At 67.0% G+C, this 21,216-nt stretch carries 23 protein-coding genes; 10 read left to right on the forward strand and 13 right to left on the reverse strand.

The annotated features are described in order from the left end of the window. Position 1 precedes the first annotated feature (1 nt). Together LXM88_RS07280 and LXM88_RS07285 are read right to left on the reverse strand one after the other, a co-directional pair. The gene (locus LXM88_RS07280; RefSeq protein ID WP_262540595.1) at positions 2 to 154 is read right to left on the reverse strand and encodes a XapX domain-containing protein; all 153 of its coding nucleotides are present in this window, start codon (positions 152 to 154) and stop codon (positions 2 to 4) included. 26 nt (positions 155 to 180) lie between these two features. Beyond that, on the reverse strand, positions 181 to 1,158 hold the full coding sequence (locus LXM88_RS07285) for a quinone oxidoreductase family protein (protein WP_262540596.1): 978 nt from the start codon (positions 1,156 to 1,158) through the stop codon (positions 181 to 183). 161 nt (positions 1,159 to 1,319) lie between these two features. Here LXM88_RS07285 and LXM88_RS07290 point away from each other — a divergent pair, with 161 nt between their 5' ends. Next, a complete protein-coding gene (locus tag LXM88_RS07290; protein ID WP_262540597.1) occupies positions 1,320 to 1,541 on the forward strand; it encodes a helix-turn-helix domain-containing protein in 222 nt (73 codons plus the stop codon). Between the two features lie 143 nt (positions 1,542 to 1,684). Here LXM88_RS07290 and LXM88_RS07295 read toward each other — a convergent pair whose 3' ends face one another. Further along, on the reverse strand, positions 1,685 to 3,853 hold the full coding sequence (locus LXM88_RS07295; RefSeq protein WP_262540599.1) for a M1 family metallopeptidase: 2,169 nt from the start codon (positions 3,851 to 3,853) through the stop codon (positions 1,685 to 1,687). Positions 3,854 to 3,870: 17 nt separating this feature from the next. Here LXM88_RS07295 and LXM88_RS07300 point away from each other — a divergent pair, with 17 nt between their 5' ends. From LXM88_RS07300 to LXM88_RS07315, 4 genes are all read left to right on the forward strand, one after another. After that, positions 3,871 to 4,080: a hypothetical protein gene (locus LXM88_RS07300; RefSeq protein WP_217590696.1), complete on the forward strand. Its 210-nt coding sequence runs from the start codon at positions 3,871 to 3,873 to the stop codon at positions 4,078 to 4,080. Positions 4,081 to 4,496: 416 nt separating this feature from the next. Then, positions 4,497 to 4,991, forward strand: coding sequence for an LEA type 2 family protein (locus LXM88_RS07305; RefSeq protein WP_262540602.1), 495 nt, complete (start codon positions 4,497 to 4,499; stop codon positions 4,989 to 4,991). Positions 4,992 to 5,113: 122 nt separating this feature from the next. Next, positions 5,114 to 6,247 (forward strand): class I SAM-dependent methyltransferase, encoded by a 1,134-nt coding sequence (locus LXM88_RS07310; RefSeq protein WP_262540604.1) that lies wholly within the window; start codon positions 5,114 to 5,116, stop codon positions 6,245 to 6,247. A gap of 89 nt (positions 6,248 to 6,336) precedes the next feature. Beyond that, positions 6,337 to 7,227: a class I SAM-dependent methyltransferase gene (locus LXM88_RS07315; RefSeq protein WP_262540605.1), complete on the forward strand. Its 891-nt coding sequence runs from the start codon at positions 6,337 to 6,339 to the stop codon at positions 7,225 to 7,227. 49 nt (positions 7,228 to 7,276) lie between these two features. Here LXM88_RS07315 and LXM88_RS07320 read toward each other — a convergent pair whose 3' ends face one another. Then, positions 7,277 to 7,849, reverse strand: coding sequence for a DUF1415 domain-containing protein (locus LXM88_RS07320; protein ID WP_262540606.1), 573 nt, complete (start codon positions 7,847 to 7,849; stop codon positions 7,277 to 7,279). A gap of 76 nt (positions 7,850 to 7,925) precedes the next feature. Continuing rightward, positions 7,926 to 8,546 carry a TetR/AcrR family transcriptional regulator gene (locus LXM88_RS07325; RefSeq protein ID WP_262540608.1) on the reverse strand — a complete coding sequence of 207 codons (621 nt, stop codon included), beginning with the start codon at positions 8,544 to 8,546 and terminating at the stop codon, positions 7,926 to 7,928. Positions 8,547 to 8,761: 215 nt separating this feature from the next. Between LXM88_RS07325 and LXM88_RS07330 the strand changes: the two genes are divergently transcribed. From LXM88_RS07330 to LXM88_RS07340, 3 genes are all read left to right on the forward strand, one after another. Then, entirely contained in the window at positions 8,762 to 10,045 is a 1,284-nt protein-coding gene (locus LXM88_RS07330) for an MFS transporter (protein WP_262542814.1), read from the forward strand. Between the two features lie 156 nt (positions 10,046 to 10,201). Beyond that, positions 10,202 to 10,807, forward strand: coding sequence for a nitroreductase family protein (locus LXM88_RS07335; RefSeq protein WP_262540609.1), 606 nt, complete (start codon positions 10,202 to 10,204; stop codon positions 10,805 to 10,807). Between the two features lie 188 nt (positions 10,808 to 10,995). Further along, positions 10,996 to 12,246: an Hsp70 family protein gene (locus tag LXM88_RS07340; protein WP_262540610.1), complete on the forward strand. Its 1,251-nt coding sequence runs from the start codon at positions 10,996 to 10,998 to the stop codon at positions 12,244 to 12,246. A gap of 97 nt (positions 12,247 to 12,343) precedes the next feature. Here the strand turns inward: LXM88_RS07340 and LXM88_RS07345 are convergent, their stop codons facing one another. Continuing rightward, the gene (locus tag LXM88_RS07345; protein WP_006477070.1) at positions 12,344 to 12,547 is read right to left on the reverse strand and encodes a cold-shock protein; all 204 of its coding nucleotides are present in this window, start codon (positions 12,545 to 12,547) and stop codon (positions 12,344 to 12,346) included. A gap of 420 nt (positions 12,548 to 12,967) precedes the next feature. Here LXM88_RS07345 and LXM88_RS07350 point away from each other — a divergent pair, with 420 nt between their 5' ends. Next, positions 12,968 to 14,566: an APC family permease gene (locus LXM88_RS07350; RefSeq protein ID WP_262540617.1), complete on the forward strand. Its 1,599-nt coding sequence runs from the start codon at positions 12,968 to 12,970 to the stop codon at positions 14,564 to 14,566. Between the two features lie 109 nt (positions 14,567 to 14,675). On the opposite strand, the gene LXM88_RS07355 is transcribed toward LXM88_RS07350, so the two are convergent. From LXM88_RS07355 to LXM88_RS07385, 7 genes are all read right to left on the reverse strand, one after another. After that, on the reverse strand, positions 14,676 to 15,467 hold the full coding sequence (locus LXM88_RS07355; RefSeq protein WP_262540619.1) for a DODA-type extradiol aromatic ring-opening family dioxygenase: 792 nt from the start codon (positions 15,465 to 15,467) through the stop codon (positions 14,676 to 14,678). A gap of 211 nt (positions 15,468 to 15,678) precedes the next feature. Then, on the reverse strand, positions 15,679 to 16,275 hold the full coding sequence (locus LXM88_RS07360) for a UbiX family flavin prenyltransferase (RefSeq protein WP_034183704.1): 597 nt from the start codon (positions 16,273 to 16,275) through the stop codon (positions 15,679 to 15,681). A 24-nt stretch (positions 16,276 to 16,299) separates the two neighbouring features. Further along, positions 16,300 to 16,611 (reverse strand): Grx4 family monothiol glutaredoxin, encoded by a 312-nt coding sequence (gene grxD / locus LXM88_RS07365; protein WP_047899673.1) that lies wholly within the window; start codon positions 16,609 to 16,611, stop codon positions 16,300 to 16,302. 67 nt (positions 16,612 to 16,678) lie between these two features. Beyond that, a complete protein-coding gene (prmC, locus tag LXM88_RS07370) occupies positions 16,679 to 17,521 on the reverse strand; it encodes a peptide chain release factor N(5)-glutamine methyltransferase (protein ID WP_262540621.1) in 843 nt (280 codons plus the stop codon). A gap of 7 nt (positions 17,522 to 17,528) precedes the next feature. Continuing rightward, positions 17,529 to 18,611: a peptide chain release factor 1 gene (gene prfA, locus LXM88_RS07375; RefSeq protein WP_262540623.1), complete on the reverse strand. Its 1,083-nt coding sequence runs from the start codon at positions 18,609 to 18,611 to the stop codon at positions 17,529 to 17,531. Positions 18,612 to 18,693: 82 nt separating this feature from the next. Further along, positions 18,694 to 19,992 carry a glutamyl-tRNA reductase gene (gene hemA / locus LXM88_RS07380; protein ID WP_262540624.1) on the reverse strand — a complete coding sequence of 433 codons (1,299 nt, stop codon included), beginning with the start codon at positions 19,990 to 19,992 and terminating at the stop codon, positions 18,694 to 18,696. Positions 19,993 to 20,018: 26 nt separating this feature from the next. Further along, complete coding sequence (locus tag LXM88_RS07385) at positions 20,019 to 20,780, reverse strand: response regulator transcription factor (protein ID WP_262540625.1); 762 nt, start codon at positions 20,778 to 20,780, stop codon at positions 20,019 to 20,021. Between the two features lie 171 nt (positions 20,781 to 20,951). On the opposite strand from LXM88_RS07385, the gene LXM88_RS07390 reads away from it, so the two are divergent. Next, positions 20,952 to 21,206: a hypothetical protein gene (locus LXM88_RS07390; RefSeq protein ID WP_034183709.1), complete on the forward strand. Its 255-nt coding sequence runs from the start codon at positions 20,952 to 20,954 to the stop codon at positions 21,204 to 21,206. Positions 21,207 to 21,216 lie beyond the last annotated feature (10 nt).

The raw sequence follows: 21,216 nt of genomic DNA on the forward strand, positions 1-21,216 counted from the left end.
ATCAACGCAGCAGCGCGATCGCGCGTTCGCCGATCACCATCCCGGGCAGGCCGGCGAGTGCGACGAGCGGCGGGGCCGGCGAGCGCACCTGCAGCAGCGCGTACGGCACGCCGACGCCGAGGCCCGCCGCGAGCGAAGTCGCGTAATCCATCATGGTGGTCTCTCCCGTGCGGTCCGGCGTCAGGGCTTGAGGATGACGCGCTCGCGCGCGCCGGCCAGCACTGCGCGATACGCGTCGTGCGCGCGTTCGAGCGGGTACACGTAGCCGTCGCCGATCGGGAACGGGCGCAGCGTGCCGTTGCCGAAGCCGGGCGCGAGCGTGTCGAGGATCTGCGCGACCGCGGCGCCGCCGAGCTGGATCGAGTCGATACCCACGTACGTGTGCTGGCCGCGATAGAACGCGAAGATGTCGAACGGCACGCTGTGGTCGATCGTCGAGATGAAGATCTGCCGCGCGCCGATCGCCATCGATGCGTTCGCGGCTTCGAAATACGGGCTGCCGACCGTGTTGTAGACGATGTCCGCGCCGTGGCCGCCGGTCGCGGCGTGCACGGCGTCGGCGACGGGCCAGCGCGACGCGTCGATCATGTGCACGTCGCCCGATGCGTGGCCACGATAGCCGCCGGGGCCGCGTTCGACGCCGATCACGGTCGCGCCGCGCGCGGTCGCGAGCTGGATCGCGGCCTGGCCGACCTTGGCGTTCGCGCCGAACACCAGCACGACGTCGTCGGCCGTCGGCATGCCGGCCCGGCGCAACCCCTCGTACGCGGTGACGAACGGCACGCCGACGCCGGCCGCTTCGTCGAGCGTCAGCACGGCCGGCTTGCGGCGCACCAGTGCCGCGTCGAGCACGAGCCATTCCGCGTGCGAGCCGTCGCGCCCCACGCCGAGATCGCCGCCCGATCCCCATACGGGCGCGCCGATCCATTCGGCAGGGCCGTCTCGTACGATGCCGGCCCAGTCGCGCCCGGGCGTGCGCGGCCACACCGCGTGCGGCATGCGGCCGAGCGCGGCCTTCACGTCGCTCGGGTTGACGCCGGCCGCGCGTACCTCGATCAGCATCTGGCCGTCGGCCGGCACGGGTGGGTCGATTTCCCTGACGCGCGCGTCGAGCGACTCGATGTCGGCGGCGGGGGCGTCGAAGCGGATGCTGCGCATGATGATCTCCGGGGCGGATGGTTGCCGCGCTGCCCGGCGGGCCGGCGCGTGCAACGGGTGGACAGCATGAATGCAGTCTAGTCGGGCCGAATCGACGCGGAAATGTGCAAAGGCGGATGATTGTTTTGCGATTTGCGCATGGCAAAACCCGAGACCGCTGAATGGACGACTTCCTTTCCCCGCACCTGGCGCTGTTCGTCGACGTGGTCGACCAGCAGAGCTTCTCGGCGGCCGCGCGCCGGCTGGGCGTCGCCGCGACGCCGGAGCACGCGACGATCCACGTGTTGCGCCAGCAGGCTCGCGGCAGCGCGCGTGCGTCGCGGCTCGTCGCGTTCCTGGCAACGTGGTTCGCGCAGCCGGCGTGGGATTCCGCGTGGGCGTGACGGCGAAGGGGCGACTCGCGGCGGGGCACCGCGGGGCCGCGCAGAAATAAAAAAGGCCTCGCTCGCGAGGCCCGTCAAAGGTCGGGAAGACCGGTACGCCGGCTGGCGCCGCAGGCTGCGCGGCGCCGGCCGAGCACGCACCGTTACTGCGTCACTACCTTGCGCGGCTTGAAGATGCCCTGGTATTGCAGTGCCGGGCGTTCCTTCGTCGTCGGCGCGATGCCGTCGAAGGTCGGCGTCTGGCGCAGCTTCATCGCGGCCGGCGAAGCGACCGAACCGATCGACGTCGAGCGGGAAGCCGGCGCGAGGTTGTTCGCGACCAGCAGCGCGGCCTCGCTCTTCAGGTTCGACAGCAGCACCGGATCGGTCGAGCCGTTGACCTGCGTGAGCAACCCGCTCCAGGCCGCGTCGCTGTAGTTCACGACGTAGTAGTCGAGCCCGCTCGGGTCCGCGACCACGCCCGTGCAACCGTCGATCCGCGTTTGCGTCTGCGTGTCCTTCAGCGCGAGCGTCGTGCGTTTCGCGAGACCCTGGCCGTACGCGAGCGTGAGCGGCACCGTCCACTGCAGGCCCGGATACGCGTTCTTGTTCGGGAACGGCTGCTGCTTCAGCGTGACGATCGTCTGGTTCTTCGTCAGGTCGCACTGCGTGTCGAGCGAGATCAGCGGCACGCCGGTCTGGCGCACGTAGCTGTCGCCGATCGCGCCGATTGCCTGGCCGCTCTCCTTCGACAGCGCATCCCACAGGCGCTTCGGCGTGCCGTTGCCGAACGAGTAGTCGACCAGGTACTGCTGCAGACCCTTGCGCAGCGTCTGTTCGCCGAGATAGTTCTCGAGCGTCTTCAGCACGTGGCCGCCCTTGTCGTACGTGAATGCGCTGGCGCTCAGCACGAAGTCGTTCGACGCCCAGCCGTTGAAGTTCGGCGCGACCGGGAACGCGTTCGGGCCGATATCACGATTGATCACGCGGTACTTGTTCTTCACCTGGTCGAGCCAGCTGAACTCGTCGGGGAAGAACTGGATCGTCGTCTTCGTCTCGAAGAACGTCGCGAACGATTCGTTGAGCCACACGTTGTCCCACCAGTCGGTCGTGACGAGATCGCCGAACCACTGGTGCGCGACTTCGTGCGTCAGCACCTCGTTGCCGTAGTGCGACATCGGCTGGCCCGGCTGCGGCAGGATGTCGTCGGCGAACTCGAGGATCGACCCCCAGTTCTCCATCCCGCCGAAGTTCAGGTCCTTCTGCTCCTTGAACGCGTCGTTCGCGGCCACCGTATCGAACTTCGTCAGCGGCAGCGGGATGCCCGTGTAGCGGTAGTAGAAATCGAGCGCCTGCTTGGTGCGGTCCATCGCCGGCTTCGCCCAGTCTTTCATGCCCGGCGGCGTGAACACGCGCAGGTGCAGGCCGCCCTTGGCGCCCGGCAGCGGGCTCGTGAAGTCGTCCTCGTAGGTGTCGAACAGGCCGCCGCCGAAGAACAGCAGGTACGACGGCATCGGCGGGGTCTTCTCGAACTGCACGAGCTTGTAGCCGCCGCCGACGCTGGTGGACGGCTTCTCGGCCGCGTTCGACACGACGCGCCAGCTCTGTGGCACTTCGGCCGTCACTTCATAGGTCGGGCGGAACGCCGGCTCGTCCCAGCCGGGGAACCATTGGCGCGCCAGGTTGGTTTCGCCCTGTGTGAGGATCGCGCCGCTCGTCGTGCCGTCGGTGCTCTTCAGGTCGACGCGGAAGATGCCTTCCGCGGCCGAGCAACCCGGATACGGATCGTCGCCGCAACTGCCGCCCGTCTTCTTGACGGGGTCGTCATAAGACTTGAAGTTGATGATGCCCGACCACTCCATGTGCAGCGAATAGTTGCCCGGCGAGATCGAGCCGCTCACGGGGCGCAGCTGGTAGAAATCGCCCTTGTCCTGCGGCGTCGCGATCAGCTGGATGTTGCCCGGCTGCAGCGTGATGCGGCCGTTCGTGAACTTGATCCGGTGGCCGGCGATCACGATGTTGTTGACCGGCTTCAGCACCTTGATCTCGACGTCGGCGCGGCCGTCGAACGCGTTCAGCGCTTCGTTCGGGCGGAACCACAGCCGGTAGTTCACGGGTACGACGGTGTCCGGCAGCTCGACAGGCGACACGCTCTTGTCGACGTTGGATGCGCTCGGCGGCGCGGTGACGGCGGGCGACGAGCCCGAGTGCGGCGCGCCGGCGGAGCTGAGCGCGGAAGCCGAGCCCACGCCGCCGTCGTCGCCGCCGCACCCGGCGAGCGCGAGTGCGGCGACGAGCGGCAGATAACGCATCTTGCGAATGTTGATCGACATGACTGAAACCTCGATTGATGAAAGAATCGTTCAGTGCTGCGAAAACGCCGGCAAAAGCAATCCCCTCGCCGTTAATCAACGGCGATGAAAATGCTAATGACGGATTATTCGAAAAAGACGGCGGCCGACTACGTGAAGGTAATCATGGTTTACTGCCCCCTCTGGATTTCCGGATGTCGGTTAACTTGCCGGTTCAAAATGGACGGGCGCGTGTTGTACTGAATTGATTTCGCGCGCACGACACGGGGCCGCACGCCCGGCGCGGGCGCGCAATCCCTTTGAACCGACGACCTACGGGGCTGGCCGGGCCAGTCCGCAGGACGGAAGGAAGGCGTGTCGCCATTCCGTAAATGCGCCGTCATGCGGCTTCAAGGTTTGTCGGCTAGCTCGAAGGATGCGTAAATATACTTGATGGTTTTAGGTAAAGGAAACGAAAAATTTAGAAAGTGCATCTATTGATTTCTTCGCGCGTCATTGAATGCTGGAAGTCATTAATGCGCTTTCCGTTTAGCTGATGATTCCGTAGTTTTAATCTATTAACGATCTGACGCCGCCGCAAAAACTACGAATTCCGGCGTGCCGCCGCTCGCTCGGTACAATGCATCGACGACCCGCTCACCGATTGCCGCAAGGAGGCCTTGCCATGCCACGAGCCCTGTTCCGTATCGCGCCGCTGCGCGCCGTGCTGCTGCTGTTCGCCGCCGTGTTCGTGCTCGGCGGTTGCGCGGGGCTGACGCGCGACCCCGTGCGCGTGTCGGTCGCCGGGCTCGACCCGCTCGTCGGGCAGGGTCTCGAGATGCGTTTCAACCTGAAGCTGCGCGTACAGAACCCGAACGATGCGCCGATCGAGTACGACGGCATCTCGGTCGCGCTCGACCTGAACGGCACGCCGTTCGCGAGCGGCGTCAGCGATCGCTCGGGCACCGTGCCGCGTTTCGGCGAGGCCGTGCTCGTCGTGCCGGTTTCCGTGTCGGCGTTCGCGGCCGCGCGGCAGGCGTGGAACCTGCCCGGCGCGGCCGCGAACGGCGAGCTGCCGTATGCGCTGCGCGGCCGGCTCGCCGGCGGCGTGCTCGGCACCGTGCACTTCAACGACGCCGGTACGCTGCGCCTGCCCGCGATGCCGGGATGGGGCGGCTGAACGGCGCCGCCGCGGCGTTGCCGGCGCGCGCCCGCGCTTTGCCGCGCGGGCAAAGCGCGGTAAGGTGTGAGCCGCGCGGCGCGATGCCGCCGCCCGTTGAAGCCAACCGTAACCGAGTTCGCGTGACCGATTTCCCCGTTTTCCACTGGACCGACGCCGACGGCGCCGATCATGCCGTGCGCTGGCGCTCCGAAGCCGGTGTGCAGCCGCCGAAACGCGCGGTGCCCGCCGACGACCGCGTCACCGCCGACGCGGCCTACCGCCTTGCGTGCGAGGGCACCGCGCTCGTGTGGCAGGGCGATTTCCAGAATGCGCGCCAGCTCGTGCAGGCGATGGCGCGCCGCGTCGAGCGCAAGCCGAAGAAGGCAAAGGCCGCAGCCGGCGTCGACGCGTTCAACCTGCATCGTCTCGCGCAGTCGCAGCGCGCCCGCACGCTCGGGATGCTGCTGATCCCGCTCGATGCCGACTACACGATCCCGCTGCGCCGCGCGCCCGACGTGCGTGCCGCATGCGAGGAGGCGTACGGGCCGGGCGGCGCGCCGTCGGTCGTATCGCTGCGCGAACTGCTCGGCCTCGTCGGCGCGCACGAATGGCGCAAGAAGGGCGTGCCGATCCCGGCGCTCGGCGGTGCGCCGATCCATCCGTACTACGGCGTGTTCTCGCCGGTGCGCGGCGAATACGTCGAGCTCGTCGCGCGCACGCCGCTGCCCGCGACGTCGCTCGCATTCGACATCGGCACGGGCACCGGCGTGCTCGCGGCCGTGCTCGCGTCGCGCGGCGTCGAGCGCGTCGTCGCGACCGACCAGGATCCGCGTGCGCTTGCCTGCGCGCGCGAGAACGTCGCGCGGCTCGGTCATGCGGATCGCGTCGACATCGTCGAAGCCGACCTGTTTCCGGCCGGCCGTGCGCCGCTCGTGGTCTGCAACCCGCCGTGGGTGCCGGCCCGGCCGAGCGCGCCGATCGAATACGCGGTCTACGATCCCGACAGCCGCATGCTGCGCGGTTTCCTCGCGGGGCTGGCCGAACATCTCGAACCGGGCGGCGAGGGCTGGCTGATCCTGTCCGATTTTGCCGAGCATCTCGGCCTGCGGCCGCGCGATACGCTGCTGCAATGGATCGACGACGCGGGCCTCGTCGTGCTCGGCCGCGACGACATCCGCCCCGCGCATCCGAAGTCGACCGACGCCGACGATCCGCTGCATGCGGCGCGCCGCGCCGAGGTCACGTCGCTGTGGCGGCTCGGCGCACGAGCCTGACCGCGCATTTTCGGTAAACTGTCGCCATTCCTCACGAATTCCCGTCGCCTGGCCGTGGTCGACCGACCGTGGCCCGGCGCCGCTTCACGATGTCCAACAAGACCCACGAAATCCGTCCGGAGCAGTCCGTCGAGCTGCTGAAGGAACTGCACATCCTTACCCGCGACGGCAAGCTGAACCAGGACAGCCGCCGCAAGCTGAAGCAGGTCTATCACCTGTTCCAGTTCATCGAGCCGCTGCTGGCCGGCGTGCAGGCCGACAAGGACAGCGTGACGCTCGTCGATCACGGCGCCGGCAAGTCGTATCTCGGCTTCATCCTGTACGACCTGTTCTTCAAGCAGCAGCCAGGGCACGGCACGCCGGCGTTCGCGTCGCACGTGTACGGGATCGAGACGCGCGAGGAGCTCGTCACGCGCTCGGCCGAGCTCGCCGCGCGGCTCGGGTTCGGCGGCATGTCGTTCCTGAACCTGTCGGTTGCCGATTCGATCACGTCGACGCAGCTGCCCGAAACGGTCGACGTCGTCACCGCGCTGCACGCGTGTGACACGGCGACCGACGACGCGATCCGCTTCGCGCTCGCGAAGCGCGCGCAGCACATCGTGCTGGTGCCGTGCTGCCAGGCGGAAGTCGCGGGCGTGCTGCGCAGGAACAAGGGCAAGTCGCTCGCGAGCGCGCTGACCGAGGTGTGGCGGCATCCGCTGCATACGCGCGAATTCGGCAGCCAGATCACCAACGTGCTGCGCTGCCTGCAGCTCGAAGCGCACGGCTACCAGGTCAGCGTGACCGAACTGGTCGGCTGGGAGCATTCGATGAAGAACGAGCTGATCATCGCGCAGTACAAGAACCTGCCGCGCCGGCGGCCCGGCGAGCGGCTGAACGAGATCCTCGGCATGTTCGGGCTCGCCGAGCTGAACGAGCGCTTCTTCGTGCCGGAGGCCGCGGCGGCGGGCGGCGAGGCCGTCGAGCCGGCCGCAGGCTAACGCGCGGGCGCGCCGAACCGCGTAGCGGCCGGTGCGCCCGTGCAGCGCATCAGACGTCGTCGCCCGGCCGGCGCATCCACTCGTGCCAACCGTCGTGGCCGAGGCGGCGCAGCGTTTCCTGGTTCCTTTCGTAGATCGCGGACGCGTCCGGGAACGCGTCGACCGCGCGCGCAATGCTGTCTTCGCGCAGCAGGTGCAGGATCGGATACGGCGCGCGGTTCGTGTAGTTCTCGATGTCGTCGGGGTCGCTGCCTTCGAACCGGTATTGCGGATGGAAGCTCGCGATCTGCAGCACGCCGTCGAGCCGCAACTGCTGCACGAGCCGGTCGGCGAAGAACAGCGCATCGTTGTAGTCGACGAAATCGGCGAACGCATGCGGAAAGATCACGAGCGTCGTGTCGACCTGCTGCGGGTCCGCCGCGTCGAGCGCGCGCAGCTCGGTTTCGAGCTCGGCGAGCGCGTCTTCCAGCGTCGTCGCTGCGCTGATCGCGTAGCGCACCTGTTCCTTCACATAGACGCTTTTCGCGAACGGGCACAGATTGAGCCCGATCACCGCGCGCGCGAGCCAGTGCCGCGTGGCGGCGAGGATATCGTCATGCGATTCGGGGCGGGTGTCGGTCATCGTCAAACCAGTCGGGCGGTAGAGCGGAGAGGGCCGCATTGTAGCGGGCACGCCCGGTTCGGGCGTGCGCCGCCTGTCATGCGCACGCGGCTTCGATCAACTGCGTGACGAGCGCAGGCGCGGTGCCGATCGGCGTTTCGCCGTACCGGTAGGTCTGGCTCGCCGCGTAGATGCCTTCGACCACCAGCGCGAGCGCATCGGCGAGCGCCTGCGGCTGCCGCGCGCCGGCGCCTTCGCACAGCGCGACGAGCCGCTTCATCAACTGTTCCTTGTTCTGCGCGACGCGCTCGCGCGCCGGATGCGACGCATCCGGGAATTCCGCCGCGACGTTGACGAACGGGCAGCCGCGATAATCCTTCTGCGTTGCGCGCTCGGCCAGATCGGCGAAATACTGGATCAATTGCGCCTTCGGCTGGCCCGGATGCTTGGCGACGCTCGTGTCGAGACGCTCGAAGAAGCACGCGTCCATCCGTTCCAGGTACGCGAGGATCAGTTCGTCCTTCGACGAGAACTGGCGGTACAGGCTCATCTTGTTGACGCCCGCGCGCTCGACGACCGCCTCGACGCCGACCGTGCGAACGCCTTCCTTGTAAAACAGCTCCTCGGCGGCGCGCAGCAGGTGCTCGTGCGCGGTGGCCCCGTCGATCGGCCGGCGAGTGCGACGCGCCAGTGGTTTGGCGGCTTCGATGCCGGACATGATGACCCTCGACTGCGTGATGAATTGCTTGACATGTTACCGACTGGTAACTACGATCGCAACACAGTTGTGACCGATCGGTAACAATGCCGGTCGGATCGACAGACAAATGCCAAGCGTCGGCCCGGGTCAGCCGATGCAGCGTGCGGCGGAGGTGGCCTGGCGGGGCGGAGCAGGTGCGATGGCACCGGCGCCGCCAACTGGAGAGCATGAAGATGAACTGGGCGGTGACACGAATCGGCGGGCGCTTCCACTACGGATGGCTCGCGGCGGCGGTGGTTTTCCTGATCCTGCTGGCGGCGGCCGGCACGCGCGCGACACCGAGCGTGCTGATGGTGCCGCTCGAGCGCGAACTCGGCTGGAGCCGCGCGGCGATTTCGCTGGCGATTTCGGTGAACATCGCGCTGTACGGGCTGACGGGCCCGTTCGCGGCCGCCGCGATGCAGCGCTTCGGGCTGCGCCCGACGATTCTCACCGCGCTCGTGACGATGAGCGCGGGCGTCGCGCTGTCGTCGATGATGACGCAGAGCTGGCAGATGGTGGTGATCTGGGGCCTGATGGTCGGCTGCTCGACGGGCGTCGTCGCGCTGACGCTGTCCGCGACCTTCGTCACGCGCTGGTTCCATGCGCGGCGCGGGTTGATCATGGGCATCCTGACCGCGAGTACGGCGACCGGCCAGCTCGTGTTCCTGCCGATGCTCGCGGCGATCGCGCAGCGCCATGGCTGGCGGCCGGTCGTGCTGGTCGTCGCGGTGGCCGCGGCGATCGTGATTCCGCTCGTCGCGTTCCTGCTGCCCGAACGGCCGGCCGACCTGCAGTTGCGCCCGTACGGTGAGCCGGCCGATGCGCCGCCCGCGCCCGAAGCGACGAAGGAGAACCCGCTCGCGGTCGCGTTCCGCACGCTGCTGATGGCGAGCCGCTCGCGCGACTTCTGGCTGCTGTTCTTCAGCTTCTTCATCTGCGGTGCAAGCACCAACGGCTATGTCGGCACGCACCTGATCGCGATGTGCAGCGACTACGGGATGACCGAAGTGCAGGGCGCATCGCTGCTCGCCGCGATGGGCGTGTTCGACCTGTTCGGCACGACGCTGTCGGGCTGGCTGTCCGACCGTTACGACAACCGCGTGCTGCTGTTCTGGTACTACGGGCTGCGCGGGCTGTCGCTGATCTACCTGCCGCATGCGTTCGGGATCGATTTCTTCGGGCTGCCGCTGTTCGCGATGTTCTACGGGCTCGACTGGATCGCGACCGTGCCGCCGACCGTGCGCCTCGCAACCGACGTGTTCGGCAAGGCTGCGGCGCCGGTCGTGTTCGGCTGGATCGTCGCCGGCCACCAGCTCGGCGCGGCGTTCGCGGCGCTCGGCGCGGGGCTGCTGCGCGCGAGCCTCGGCACCTACACGATCGCGTCGATGATCTCGGGCGGGCTGTGTATCGTCGGCGCGCTGATCGTGCTGCGGATCAACCGCGGCCCGTCGCGCGCAACCGCGCAGGCAGCCTGAGCACGGTGGCCCGGCCGGCCGCACCGCATGCGGCCGGCCATTGCAGGCACGGTGATTTGCATGGCGCGGGAGGATCGGGCGCGCAACCGCTCAAGCGGGTATGCTTGCGGTTCGCCAGGCGTTCGCGCCCCTTCATCGATGTCAGCGAGGAACCGCATGTCCGTCAAACCTGCTCCCACCACTGTTTCGATTCACGATCTGATCGCGGGCCGCTGGAGCCCGCGTGCGTATTCGGACGAGTCCGTCAGCGCCGGCGATCTGCACGCGGTGCTCGAAGCCGCGCGCTGGGCGCCGTCCGCATACAACGCGCAGCCGTGGCGCTTCATCGTATTCGATCGCACGCAGGACGAAGACGCATTCAAGCGCGCGTTCGCGACGCTGGTGCCGTTCAATCAGGGCTGGAATGCGCCGGCGCCGGTGCTGATCGCAGTGACCTCGCACACGCTCACGCCGAAGGGCGAACCGGCGCCGACCGCGCAGTACGACGCGGGCGCAGCCGCGATGTCGCTGGTGCTGCAGGCGCATGCGCTGGGCCTCGCCGCGCATCAGATGAGCGGTTTCGACGCGAAGGCGTTCCGCGACGCGTTCGCGATTCCGGCCGACGTCGCGATCCTGTCGATCATCTCGCTCGGCCACTACGGCAACGTCGACAAGCTCGATCCCGTGCTGCGCGATCGCGAGAAGGCGCCGCGTACGCGCCATGCGATCGGCGAGGTCGTGTATGCGGGCGCGTGGAAGAAGAGCTTCGACGCGGCAGCCTGACCTGCGAAGCGGGCGGCATGCGTCGTGCATCCCGTCCGTGCGACTCCCCGGCGCGCCAGGCCGCGCGCCGTCGCCACCGACGCCCGTCCCGCGGCACCGGTGGCTGGCCCCGGTTGTGATCCCGCGGGCTTCATGTTAAAAAGCCCGTCCTTTCCGTTTTCGCGCCGGCCCTGCTGCGGCACCTTCCCATGACTTACTGCGCGATCGATTTCGGCACGTCCAATTCCGCCGTGGCGCTGCCCGACGGCGACGGCATGCGCCTCGCGCCCGTCGAGGGCGACCACCTGACGCTGCCCACCGCGATCTTCTTCAACAACGACGAGGAGACGGTCGAGTACGGCCGTGCGGCGCTGGCCTCCTATATCGACGGTTTCGACGGCCGGCTGATGCGTTCGATGAAGAGCATCCTCGGCTCGCCGCTCGCGGAAACGACGACCGATCTCGGCGACGGCAGCGCGATCGCGTACACCGAAATCATCGCGCGCTTCCTGACGCACCTGAAGCGCAAGGCTGAAGCGCGCGCGGGCGCGCCGATCGGCCGGGCGGTGCTCGGCCGGCCCGTGTTCTTCGTCGATGACGATCCGCGTGCCGACCGCCTTGCGCAGGACCAGCTCGAGGCGGCTGCGCGGTCGGTCGGCTTCGCGGACGTTCACTTCCAGTACGAACCGATCGCCGCCGCGTTCGACTACGAATCGCGCCAGCAGGCCGAGCGCCTCGTGCTCGTCGCCGACATCGGCGGCGGTACGTCCGACTTCTCGCTGGTGCGCGTCGGGCCCGAGCGGATGGCGCGGCTCGAGCGCAAGGACGATGTGCTGGCCCACCACGGCGTGCACGTCGCGGGCACCGACTACGACCGGCGCGTCGAGCTGGCGACGATCCTGCCCGCATTCGGCTACCGTTCGCTCGACCCCGAAGGGCGCGAACTGCCGAACAAGATCTACTTCGATCTCGCGACCTGGCACCTGATCAACACGGTCTACACGCCGAAGCGGCTCGGCGAGCTGAAGCTGATGAAGCATCTGTACCAGGATGTGCAGCAGTACGACCGGCTCACGAGCGTGGTCGAGCAGCGGCTCGGGCATGCGCTGATGGCGCGCGCGGAAGAAGCGAAGATCGGCGTCGCGGCGGGTGGGGAGACGATGATCGACCTGAACGACGTGGAAGAGGACCTGCTGATCGCGTTCGATTCGGATCGTCTCGTCGATGCGAGTCGCGACGACACCGCGCGCATCGTCGACGCCGCGCGCGAGACGGTGCGGCTCGCGGGTGTCGCGTCGCGCGACGTCGGCGCACTGTATTTCACCGGCGGCTCGACGGGGCTTGCATTCCTGTCGGGCGCGCTCGCCGGCGCGTTCCCGGATGCGCAGCCGGTGTTCGGCGACCGCCTCGCGAGTGTCGCGACAGGGCTCGGCATTCACGCGCAGCGCCTCTTCGGCTGAACGGCGGGCGGCTGCATGGCCGCCGTGCCGGACTGGCGCAGAAAAACAAAAAGCCCCGCCAAAGCGGGGCTTTTTTTCACGAATTATCGCGCCAAGCTTAGACCGGACGGATGTTCGCAGCTTGCAGACCCTTCGGGCCCGTCTTCACTTCGAATTCAACCTTCTGGTTTTCTTGCAGCGTCTTGAAGCCTTCGACGCGGATTTCCGAGAAGTGCGCGAACAGATCGTCGCCGCCGCCTTCCGGGGTGATGAAGCCGAAGCCCTTTGCGTCATTGAACCACTTGACGGTACCGGTTGCCATGTTACTTGTTCCTAAAAAGATAAAACGGGGCCGAAGCCCATGGGGTGCGGAAAATCAAGGAAGGGGTAATAGGACCAACCGGAGTACCGTTGATGGGCGAACTACGAAAGAACCAATTCACTCGCCACTTGAAATCCTGCGAAGTCCTTTATACGGCTAATCATCCGCGTGGTCAACCGTATTTCCATGGTCTCAGGGTTATTGCGTAGATCAGGTTTACAAAGCTTGCAAGCGATGCGAATTTTTTGTAGGGGCCGAACGATTTTGGCGGCACGTTTGAGGTGCAACCGTTAAACTACGCGCCGCGCGGACGGGTTGCCCCGATCGGATAACTCGTCCCCCCAAGAATGCGTGCGCGGTGCTGTCCGAGCCGATCCCGGACCGCAGGCCGACCATGCTTTTTGAGACACAGGAGAGGATGTGAAGAGTTCTATTCAACGGAACATCGGCCCGTTTGCATTGATGCTGACGGGACTGGGTTCGATTATCGGTTCGGGCTGGCTGTTCGGCGCCTGGAAGGCCGCGAAGATCGCCGGTCCGGCGGCGATTTGCGCATGGATCATCGGCGCGGTCGTGATTCTGGCGATTGCACTGACGTATGCCGAACTGGGCGCGATGTTCCCCGAGTCGGGCGGCATGGTGCGCTACGCGCGCTACTCGCACGGTTCGCTGGTGGGCTTCATCAGCGCATGGGCCAACTGGATCGCGATCGTTTCCGTGATCCCGATCGAGGCCGAAGCGTCGATCCAGTACATGAGCACGTGGCCGTATCCGTGGGCGCACGCGCTGTTCGTGAACGGCGAGTTGACGACACCCGGGCTGCTGCTGTCGGCCGTGCTGGTCGTCATCTATTTCTTGCTGAACTACTGGGGTGTGAAGGCCTTCGCGCGTGCGAACACCGCGATCACGATCTTCAAGTTCCTGATCCCCGGCCTCACGATCGCCGGCCTGATGTTCTCGAGCTTCCACGCCGAGAACCTCGGCACGGCGACGAACGCGAGCTTCGCGCCGTACGGCTGGTCGGCGGTGCTGACCGCGGTCGCGACGAGCGGCATCGTGTTTGCGTTCAACGGTTTCCAGAGCCCGGTCAACCTCGCGGGTGAAGCGCGCAATCCGTCGCGCAGCGTGCCGTTCGCGGTGATCACGTCGATCCTGCTCGCGCTCGTGATCTACGTGCTGCTGCAGGTGGCCTACATCGGCTCGGTGAATCCGGCTGACGTTGCGAAGGGCTGGTCGCACTTCAACTTCTCGTCGCCGTTCGCGGAACTCGCGATCGCGCTGAACCTGAACTGGCTCGCGATCCTGCTGTACGTCGACGCGTTCATCAGCCCGAGCGGCACCGGCACGACCTACATGGCGACGACGACCCGCATGATCTACGCGATGGAGCGCAACAACACGATGCCGAAGATGTTCGGCAACGTGCACCCGCTCTACGGCGTGCCGCGCCAGGCGATGTGGTTCAACCTGCTCGTGTCGTTCATCTTCCTGTTCTTCTTCCGCGGCTGGAGCTCGCTCGCGGCAGTGATCTCGGTTGCGACGGTGATCTCGTACCTGACCGGCCCGATCAGCTTGATGGCACTGCGCCGCGCGGCGACCGACATCGAGCGGCCGCTGTCGATCCCGGGCATGAAGCTGATTGCGCCGTTCGCGTTCGTCTGCGCATCGCTGATCCTGTACTGGGCGAAGTGGCCGCTGACCGGCGAAATCATCCTGCTGATGATTGTCGCGCTGCCGGTGTACTTCTTCTTCCAGGCCAAGGCCGGCTGGGGCGGCTGGGGTGCCGACCTGAAGGCCGCATGGTGGCTCGTCGCCTACCTGCCGACGATGGCCGTGCTGTCGCTGATCGGCAGCAAGGAGTTCGGCGGTCATGGCATCCTGCCTTACGGCTGGGACATGCTGATCGTCGCTGCCATCGCGCTGGTGTTCTACTTCTGGGGCGCGAATTCCGGCTACCGGACCCAGTATCTCGACGAGCGCGAGTCGCACGACGAGATTCTCGAAGGCGTCGGTGCCTGACGCCTGACCTGCCGCCGGATTCGGCGGCGGCAGGAAGCAGCGAAAAAAGCCCGCCTGAGCAATGCTCAGGCGGGCTTTTTGTTTGTCGTCGCCGGTCGCCTCGCGGAATTCAGGCGGCCGCGCTCGCGAACACGTAGTTCGTCATCGCGAGCACGCGCTGGTAGGTGCCGAGCGACTGGATGCCGAGCTGGTAATCGTCGTCCGCCGCGCCGAGCGCGGCGAACACCGGCAGCAGATGCTCGTCGGTCGGGTGCATCAGCGCCGCATGCGGCGCCTGCCGGCGGTAGTCGAGCAGCGCGTCGACGTCGCGTGCGGCGAGCTTCGCCTCGAACCAGTCGGTGAATTCCGCGACGCGCGGGTCCGCATCCTCGGGCGCCGCGCCGAAATCGGCGGCACGCAGGTTGTGCGTGATCTGGCCCGAGCCGATCACCATCACGCCTTCGTCGCGCAGCGGCCGCAGCGCGCGGCCGAGCGCGAAGTGATGGGCCGCATCCGCGCGCGGCTGGATCGACAACTGCGCGACCGGCACGTCGGCCTCCGGGAACATCAGCAGCATCGGCACCCATGCGCCGTGGTCGAGCCCGTGCTCGGTCGTCGCGGTCGCGATGCCGGCCGCGTTCAGCAACGCGGCTGCACGCTCGGCGACGTCGGGGGCGCCGGGTGCCGGATAGCGGATCTCATACAGCGCGCGCGGAAAGCCGTAGAAGTCGTGGATCGTTTCCGGGTGTGCGGCGATGCTCGCGACCGGTTGTTGCGTGCCCCAGTGCGCGGACAGCATCAGAACCGCACGCGGGCGCGGCAATTCGGCACCGAGGTGCGTGAACGCACCGGACGGCAGCGTCGGGTCGATCGGCAGCGTCGGGGCGCCGTGGGACAGGTACAGCGAAGGCAAGCGGTTCATGGTGGTGGCCTGCAAAAGGGTTTGCCTGTGACTATAGGCGCGCACCGGGTATTGATAAATCCGCGTCGGGGAATTTGATTGATGCTTGTTTGTTGATAATCGGCGCGATGCAATGCGTGCTGATGCGGATTGGCAGCAGTACGCGCGAAATCGGATGAATTGCCGGCGGAATCGGCGAAGATGCGCGGAGAACGGAGTCGCGGCGGTCGGCTTACTGCGCGTGCCGGATGCCGGCCCACGGCGTCGTCAGCGGCGCGCTGAGCGCGAACAGGTCGAGCACGCGCGTGACGGTCTGGTCGACGAGTTCCTCGATCGTCTTCGGCATCGCGTAGAACGCGGGCAACGGCGGAAAGACGATGCCGCCCATTTCGGTCACGGCGGTCATGTTGCGCAGATGCGCGAGGTTGAACGGCGTTTCGCGCACCATCAGCACGAGACGGCGTCGTTCCTTCAGCGTGACGTCGGCCGCGCGCGTGATCAGGTTGTCGGACAGCCCGTGCGCGACGCTCGCGAGTGTCTTCATCGAGCATGGCGCGATCACCATCCCGTCGGTCGCGAACGAGCCCGACGCGATCGTCGCGCCGACGTCGCGCACCGAATGCACGACGTCCGCACGGCTTTCGACATCGGCCTTCGGCAGCTTCAGCTCATGCTGGATGTTGAGCCAGCCGGCGTTCGAAATCAGCAGGTGCGTTTCGACGCCGCCGGCGGCGCGCAGCAGGTCGAGCAGCCGCACGCCGTAGATCGCGCCGGTGGCGCCGGTGATCGCGACGATCAGCCGGCGTGGCGGCGCGCTGGGAGATGCCATCGAAAGGGGCGCGGGTCGGGCGCGTTAAGCGGCGGCAAACAGTTGCTGCAGTTCGCCCGACTGGTACATCTCCATCATGATGTCCGAGCCGCCGATGAATTCGCCCTTGAAGTAGAGCTGCGGGATGGTCGGCCAGTTCGAGAATTCCTTGATGCCCTGGCGGATTTCGTCGTCTTCCAGCACGTTGACCGTCTTGAACTGGTCGACGCCGCAGGCCTTCAGCACCTGCACGGCGCGGCCCGAGAAGCCGCACATCGGGAATTGCGCGTTGCCCTTCATGAAGAGCACGACCTGGTTTTCGTCGACGATTTGCTTGATACGTTGTTGGGTGTCCATGACTGACCTTGCGTTTGCGGGGCGTTAGATCGAAATGATAGCGGATTTCAACCGGGCGGGCCGGGCATCAGCCCGGCAGGCGGCCGCCGGTCGTGCGTTCGATCGCAGCCAGATCGGCGAGCGATTCGACTGCGATGAAGCCGTGCGACGACAGCACCGCCCGGACGGCCTCGGCCTGGTCGTAACCGTGCTCGATCCAGAGCGTGCCGCCCGGTTTCAGGTAGGCGCCGGCGCCCGCGACGATCGTGCGGATCGCGCTGAGGCCGTCGGCGTCGTCGGTGAGTGCGCCGCGCGGCTCGAAACGCAGGTCGCCCTGCGCGAGATGCGGATCGTGCTGCGCGATGTACGGCGGGTTGCTGACGATCGTGTCGAATGCGAGCGCCGGATCGAGCGCCGCGTACCAGTCGCTCTGCAGCCAGTGCAGCGGGCCGCCGGGGCGGTGCGCGTCGAGCAGCTTGTCCGCGTTGCGTTGCGCGACCGCGAGCGCGGCCGGCGAACGGTCGAGCGCCCACAGACGTGCGTCGGGGCGCTCGGCCGCGATCGACACGGCGATCGCTCCGCTGCCGGTGCCGAGATCGAGCACGGCCGGATGCGGCAGCCCGTCGATCGCATCGAGTGCGGCTTCGACGAGCAGTTCGGTTTCGGGGCGAGGGATCAGCACGTCGGGCGTCACGTCGAACGGCCGGCCGAAGAATTCGCGCATCCCGACGAGCTGCGCGACGGGCTCGCCGGCCATGCGGCGCGCTTCGAGCGCGCGATAGCGTTCGACCGCGGCAGCGTCGAGCGGTGCGTCGCCGCGCGTGATCAGTTGCGTGCGGGTCCAGCCGAGCGCGTGCGCGAGCAGCACGCGCGCATCGACCGCGTCGAGCGGCGACGCGCGCAGCAGTTCGTCGGCGGTGGTGTCGGGCATCGCGGCCTCAGTCGGCGTCGCCGAGCGACGCGAGCAGTTCGGCCTGGTGCTCGGTGACGAGCACGCCGATCAGTTCGTCGAGATCGCCGTCCATGATCGCTTCGAGCCGGTACAGCGTCAGGTTGATCCGGTGGTCGGTCATCCGGCCTTGCGGGAAGTTGTACGTGCGGATCCGCTCCGAGCGGTCGCCGGAGCCGATCAGGCTCTTGCGCGTCGCGGCTTCCTTTGCGTGCTGCTCGTGATACTGCTTGTCCTTGATGCGTGCGGCGAGCACCTTCAGCGCGCGATCCTTGTTCTTGTGCTGCGAACGGTCGTCCTGGCACTCGACGACGATCCCGGTCGGGATGTGCGTGACGCGCACCGCCGAATCGGTCTTGTTGATGTGCTGGCCGCCCGCGCCGGATGCGCGGAACGTGTCGATCCGCAGGTCGGCCGGATTGATCTCGACCTCGCCGATCTCGTCGGCTTCCGGCATCACCGCGACCGTGCACGCGGACGTATGGATGCGCCCCTGCGTCTCGGTCGCCGGCACGCGCTGCACGCGATGGCCGCCCGATTCGAACTTCAGGCGCGAATACGCGCCCTGGCCCGCGATTCGCACGATTACTTCCTTGTAGCCGCCGAGATCCGACGCGCTCTCCGACATCATCTCGACCTGCCAGCGCTGGCGTTCCGCGAAGCGCAGGTACATGCGCAGCAGGTCGCCCGCGAACAGGGCCGATTCGTCGCCGCCCGTGCCCGCGCGGATTTCGAGGAAGATGTTGCGATCGTCGTTCGGATCCTTCGGCAGCAGCATCTTCTGCAGCTCGACCTCGAGGCGGGCCATGCCCTCGCGCGCGCTGCGGATCTCGTCCTCGGCGAAATCGCGCATCGACGGATCGGCGAGCAACTCCTGCGCGGCCGTTTCGTCGCTGCGCGACTGGCGCCACAGCGCGTACTGTTCGACGACCGGGCCGAGTTCCGCATGTTCGCGCGTCAGCTTGCGGTACTGGTCGAGATCGGCCGTGACGTTTTCGCGGCTCAGCAGGTCGTTCAGTTCGGCCAGCCGTGTGGACAGCTGGTCGAGCTTGCGTTGCATGCTCGTTTTCATGGTGTGGAGCGGCGCTCCCGGGCAAGGGGTATTCGGAAAGGATAGGCCGGCTCGCGGCCGGCGGCAGGGCGACTGGCCGGCGCTAGTGGCCGGACTGGTCGTTCGAGCGCGGTGCGTGCTGGTAGAAGCCGCGCATCAGGTCGATCAGCGAATCGCGATCGGCGCCGTTCACGCGGTTGAGCGCGCTCGTCGGGCCGTGGATCAGCTTGTTGGTCAGCGCCTGCGACAGCGCTTCGAGTACCGCGGCCGGATCGTCGCCGCGCGCGAGCAGCTTCTGCGCCTTGTCGACTTCGGCACGGCGCAGCGCGTCGGCCTGCGTATGCATGTGACGGATCACCGGCACGACGCTGCGCGTGTCGAGCCATTGCATGAAATTCTGCACGCGCGTCTCGATGATCGCCTCCGCCTGCGCGACCGCGGCCTGGCGCGATGCATTGCCTTCGCGCACGATCGCGCCGAGATCGTCGACGGTGTAGAGGAACACGTCCTTCAGCTTGCCGACTTCCGGCTCGATGTCGCGCGGCACGGCGAGGTCGACCATGAAGATCGGCCGGTGGCGGCGCGCCTTCACCGCACGCTCGACCGCGCCGAGGCCGATGATCGGCAGCGTCGACGCCGTGCACGACACGATGATGTCGAATTCCTGCATGCGGGCCGGCAGGTCCGCGAGCGGTATCGCGCGGCCGTTGAAGCGTTCGGCGAGCCGCTGGCCGCGTTCGGCCGTGCGGTTCGCGACGACGAGTTCGCGCGGGCCTTGCGCGGCGAAGTGCGTCGCGCACAGCTCGATCATCTCGCCGGCGCCGATGAACAGCACGCGCTGGTCGGACACCTTCTCGAAGATCCGTTGTGCGAGGCGAACCGCGGCGGCAGCCATCGACACCGACTGCGTGCCGATCTCGGTCGTGCCGCGGACTTCCTTCGCCACCGCGAACGTGCGCTGGAACAACTGGTTCAGATAGGTGCCGAGCGCGCCGGCTTCCGTCGCAGTGCGCACGGCGTCCTTCATCTGGCCCAGAATCTGCGTTTCGCCGAGCACCATCGAATCGAGGCCGGACGCGACGCGGAATGCGTGACGGACCGCTTCCGACTGCGGCAGCGCATACACGTGCGGCGCGAGCTCGTCGACCGGAATCCCGTGATACTCCGACAGCCAGCGCACCGCGCCTTCACGCGCCGCGCGATCATCGGTCGCGCAATACAGTTCGGTGCGGTTGCAGGTGGAAAGGATCGCCGCTTCGGGCGTATTGGGCGCCTGGGGCCCGAGAAACACATCCTTGAACGTGACGAGAGCCGGCTTGATCTGCTCGAGCGGAAACGCCACGCGTTCGCGCAAGGCGACAGGCGCAGTGTGGTGATTGATTCCGATCGTGAGGAGTTGCATATCGAGGGCTATCGTTTAGCCCCATATTATAGCGTTTCAGCGATTTCCTCACTCGCCGCATACCGGGCATCGGCGTGGCGGGGCCGGGAATTTGGGGGCTCGATCGGCACGCGATCGAGCTGATAACCGTAGCCGTAGAGCGGCAGCAGCCGGTAGCCACGCTCCGGAAGCAGTTGCAATTTGCTGCGCAGCCGGGACGCGTGCGTGTCGAGCGTGCGCGACTTCGTGTCGCGGCGGCGTGCCCACACCGTTTCGAGGATATGGGCGCGCGATACGGGGCGCGACAGGTTCGCGAACAGCAACTGCGCGAAGCGGAACTCCTTGGGCGTGAGTGAAACGATTGCGCTGCCGAAACGCACCAGGCCGTGCGTGGCGTCGAACGCGTATTCGCCATACTTTTCGCGCGAGCGGGTCGGCGGCCGCCGCACGCCCGCGCGCCGGCTCAGCGCATTGACGCGCGCGAGCAGCTCGGGCCCGCTCACGGGGCGCACGAGGCAATCGTCGGCGCCCGCGTGCAGGCACGATACGATTTCGCTTTCGCGCGGCAACTGCATCACGGCGATGGCCGGCAGCCCGGGCAGGATCGTCTGCGCGCGCGGTATGACCTCCTCGGCCGGCTGGTCGCCGGCCCAGTTGCCGGTGATCAGCATGTCGCAGGTGTCGGTGGCGAGCCATTCGAAGAACGCCGTGCTGGACGAAAACGCGTGGCACACATGACCGCCCGCAAAGAGCAGGCGGTTCAGGAGTGCGGCATGGCGCGCCTCCGGATCGATCAGAGCGATTCGCATGAGAGTTTCTTCAATACGGCAGCCGGTGCACGCTTGCCATAACGTCGAGTCGGCCCCTACACTCGAATGTTCGCGGCACCCGGCTGGTCTCGGGTTCGATGGATGAATCGATGCTAGCCGCTGGCAACGTTCACGCCTATGGGACGAATCCGAATTTATAGAAGGCGTCGAATGAACTGGTTTGGAATCCTTGTCCTGGGAGCGGCCGTCGGGCTGTTCGGCCGATGGCTGCACCCGATGCGGCGCACGGGCCGGCCGGCCTGGTGGATCGCGGTGCTCGTCGGCATCGTGGGCGCGGCTGCCGCCCGCATGGCCGGCAATCTCTCTGGACTGTTTTACGATGGCGAGACGCTCGAATGGCCGGTCTGCACCGGCGTCGCGTTCCTTGCCGTAGCCGTGACGGTCGCGCTGTCGGCCCGTCGCTGAATGCTCTCAG

The organism is Burkholderia sp. S-53 (genome assembly GCF_025560745.1).
Classification (GTDB): domain Bacteria; phylum Pseudomonadota; class Gammaproteobacteria; order Burkholderiales; family Burkholderiaceae; genus Burkholderia; species Burkholderia pyrrocinia.

Bases quoted from the DNA above. Each gene is read 5' to 3' on its own strand.
- LXM88_RS07320 (WP_262540606.1), bottom strand. From the start codon at position 7,849: ATGACCGACACCCGCCCCGAATCGCATGACGATATCCTCGCCGCCACG.
- LXM88_RS07315 (WP_262540605.1), top strand. From the start codon at position 6,337: ATGTCCAACAAGACCCACGAAATCCGTCCGGAGCAGTCCGTCGAGCTG.
- LXM88_RS07285 (WP_262540596.1), bottom strand. From the start codon at position 1,158: ATGCGCAGCATCCGCTTCGACGCCCCCGCCGCCGACATCGAGTCGCTC.
- LXM88_RS07280 (WP_262540595.1), bottom strand. From the start codon at position 154: ATGATGGATTACGCGACTTCGCTCGCGGCGGGCCTCGGCGTCGGCGTG.
- prmC (WP_262540621.1), bottom strand. From the start codon at position 17,521: ATGCCCGACACCACCGCCGACGAACTGCTGCGCGCGTCGCCGCTCGAC.
- LXM88_RS07295 (WP_262540599.1), bottom strand. From the start codon at position 3,853: ATGTCGATCAACATTCGCAAGATGCGTTATCTGCCGCTCGTCGCCGCA.
- LXM88_RS07300 (WP_217590696.1), top strand. From the start codon at position 3,871: ATGAAAGAATCGTTCAGTGCTGCGAAAACGCCGGCAAAAGCAATCCCC.
- LXM88_RS07340 (WP_262540610.1), top strand. From the start codon at position 10,996: ATGACTTACTGCGCGATCGATTTCGGCACGTCCAATTCCGCCGTGGCG.
- LXM88_RS07345 (WP_006477070.1), bottom strand. From the start codon at position 12,547: ATGGCAACCGGTACCGTCAAGTGGTTCAATGACGCAAAGGGCTTCGGC.
- LXM88_RS07355 (WP_262540619.1), bottom strand. From the start codon at position 15,467: ATGAACCGCTTGCCTTCGCTGTACCTGTCCCACGGCGCCCCGACGCTG.
- LXM88_RS07335 (WP_262540609.1), top strand. From the start codon at position 10,202: ATGTCCGTCAAACCTGCTCCCACCACTGTTTCGATTCACGATCTGATC.
- LXM88_RS07325 (WP_262540608.1), bottom strand. From the start codon at position 8,546: ATGTCCGGCATCGAAGCCGCCAAACCACTGGCGCGTCGCACTCGCCGG.
- LXM88_RS07360 (WP_034183704.1), bottom strand. From the start codon at position 16,275: ATGGCATCTCCCAGCGCGCCGCCACGCCGGCTGATCGTCGCGATCACC.
- LXM88_RS07290 (WP_262540597.1), top strand. From the start codon at position 1,320: ATGGACGACTTCCTTTCCCCGCACCTGGCGCTGTTCGTCGACGTGGTC.
- hemA (WP_262540624.1), bottom strand. From the start codon at position 19,992: ATGCAACTCCTCACGATCGGAATCAATCACCACACTGCGCCTGTCGCC.
- LXM88_RS07385 (WP_262540625.1), bottom strand. From the start codon at position 20,780: ATGCGAATCGCTCTGATCGATCCGGAGGCGCGCCATGCCGCACTCCTG.
- grxD (WP_047899673.1), bottom strand. From the start codon at position 16,611: ATGGACACCCAACAACGTATCAAGCAAATCGTCGACGAAAACCAGGTC.
- prfA (WP_262540623.1), bottom strand. From the start codon at position 18,611: ATGAAAACGAGCATGCAACGCAAGCTCGACCAGCTGTCCACACGGCTG.
- LXM88_RS07330 (WP_262542814.1), top strand. From the start codon at position 8,762: ATGAACTGGGCGGTGACACGAATCGGCGGGCGCTTCCACTACGGATGG.
- LXM88_RS07305 (WP_262540602.1), top strand. From the start codon at position 4,497: ATGCCACGAGCCCTGTTCCGTATCGCGCCGCTGCGCGCCGTGCTGCTG.
- LXM88_RS07390 (WP_034183709.1), top strand. From the start codon at position 20,952: ATGAACTGGTTTGGAATCCTTGTCCTGGGAGCGGCCGTCGGGCTGTTC.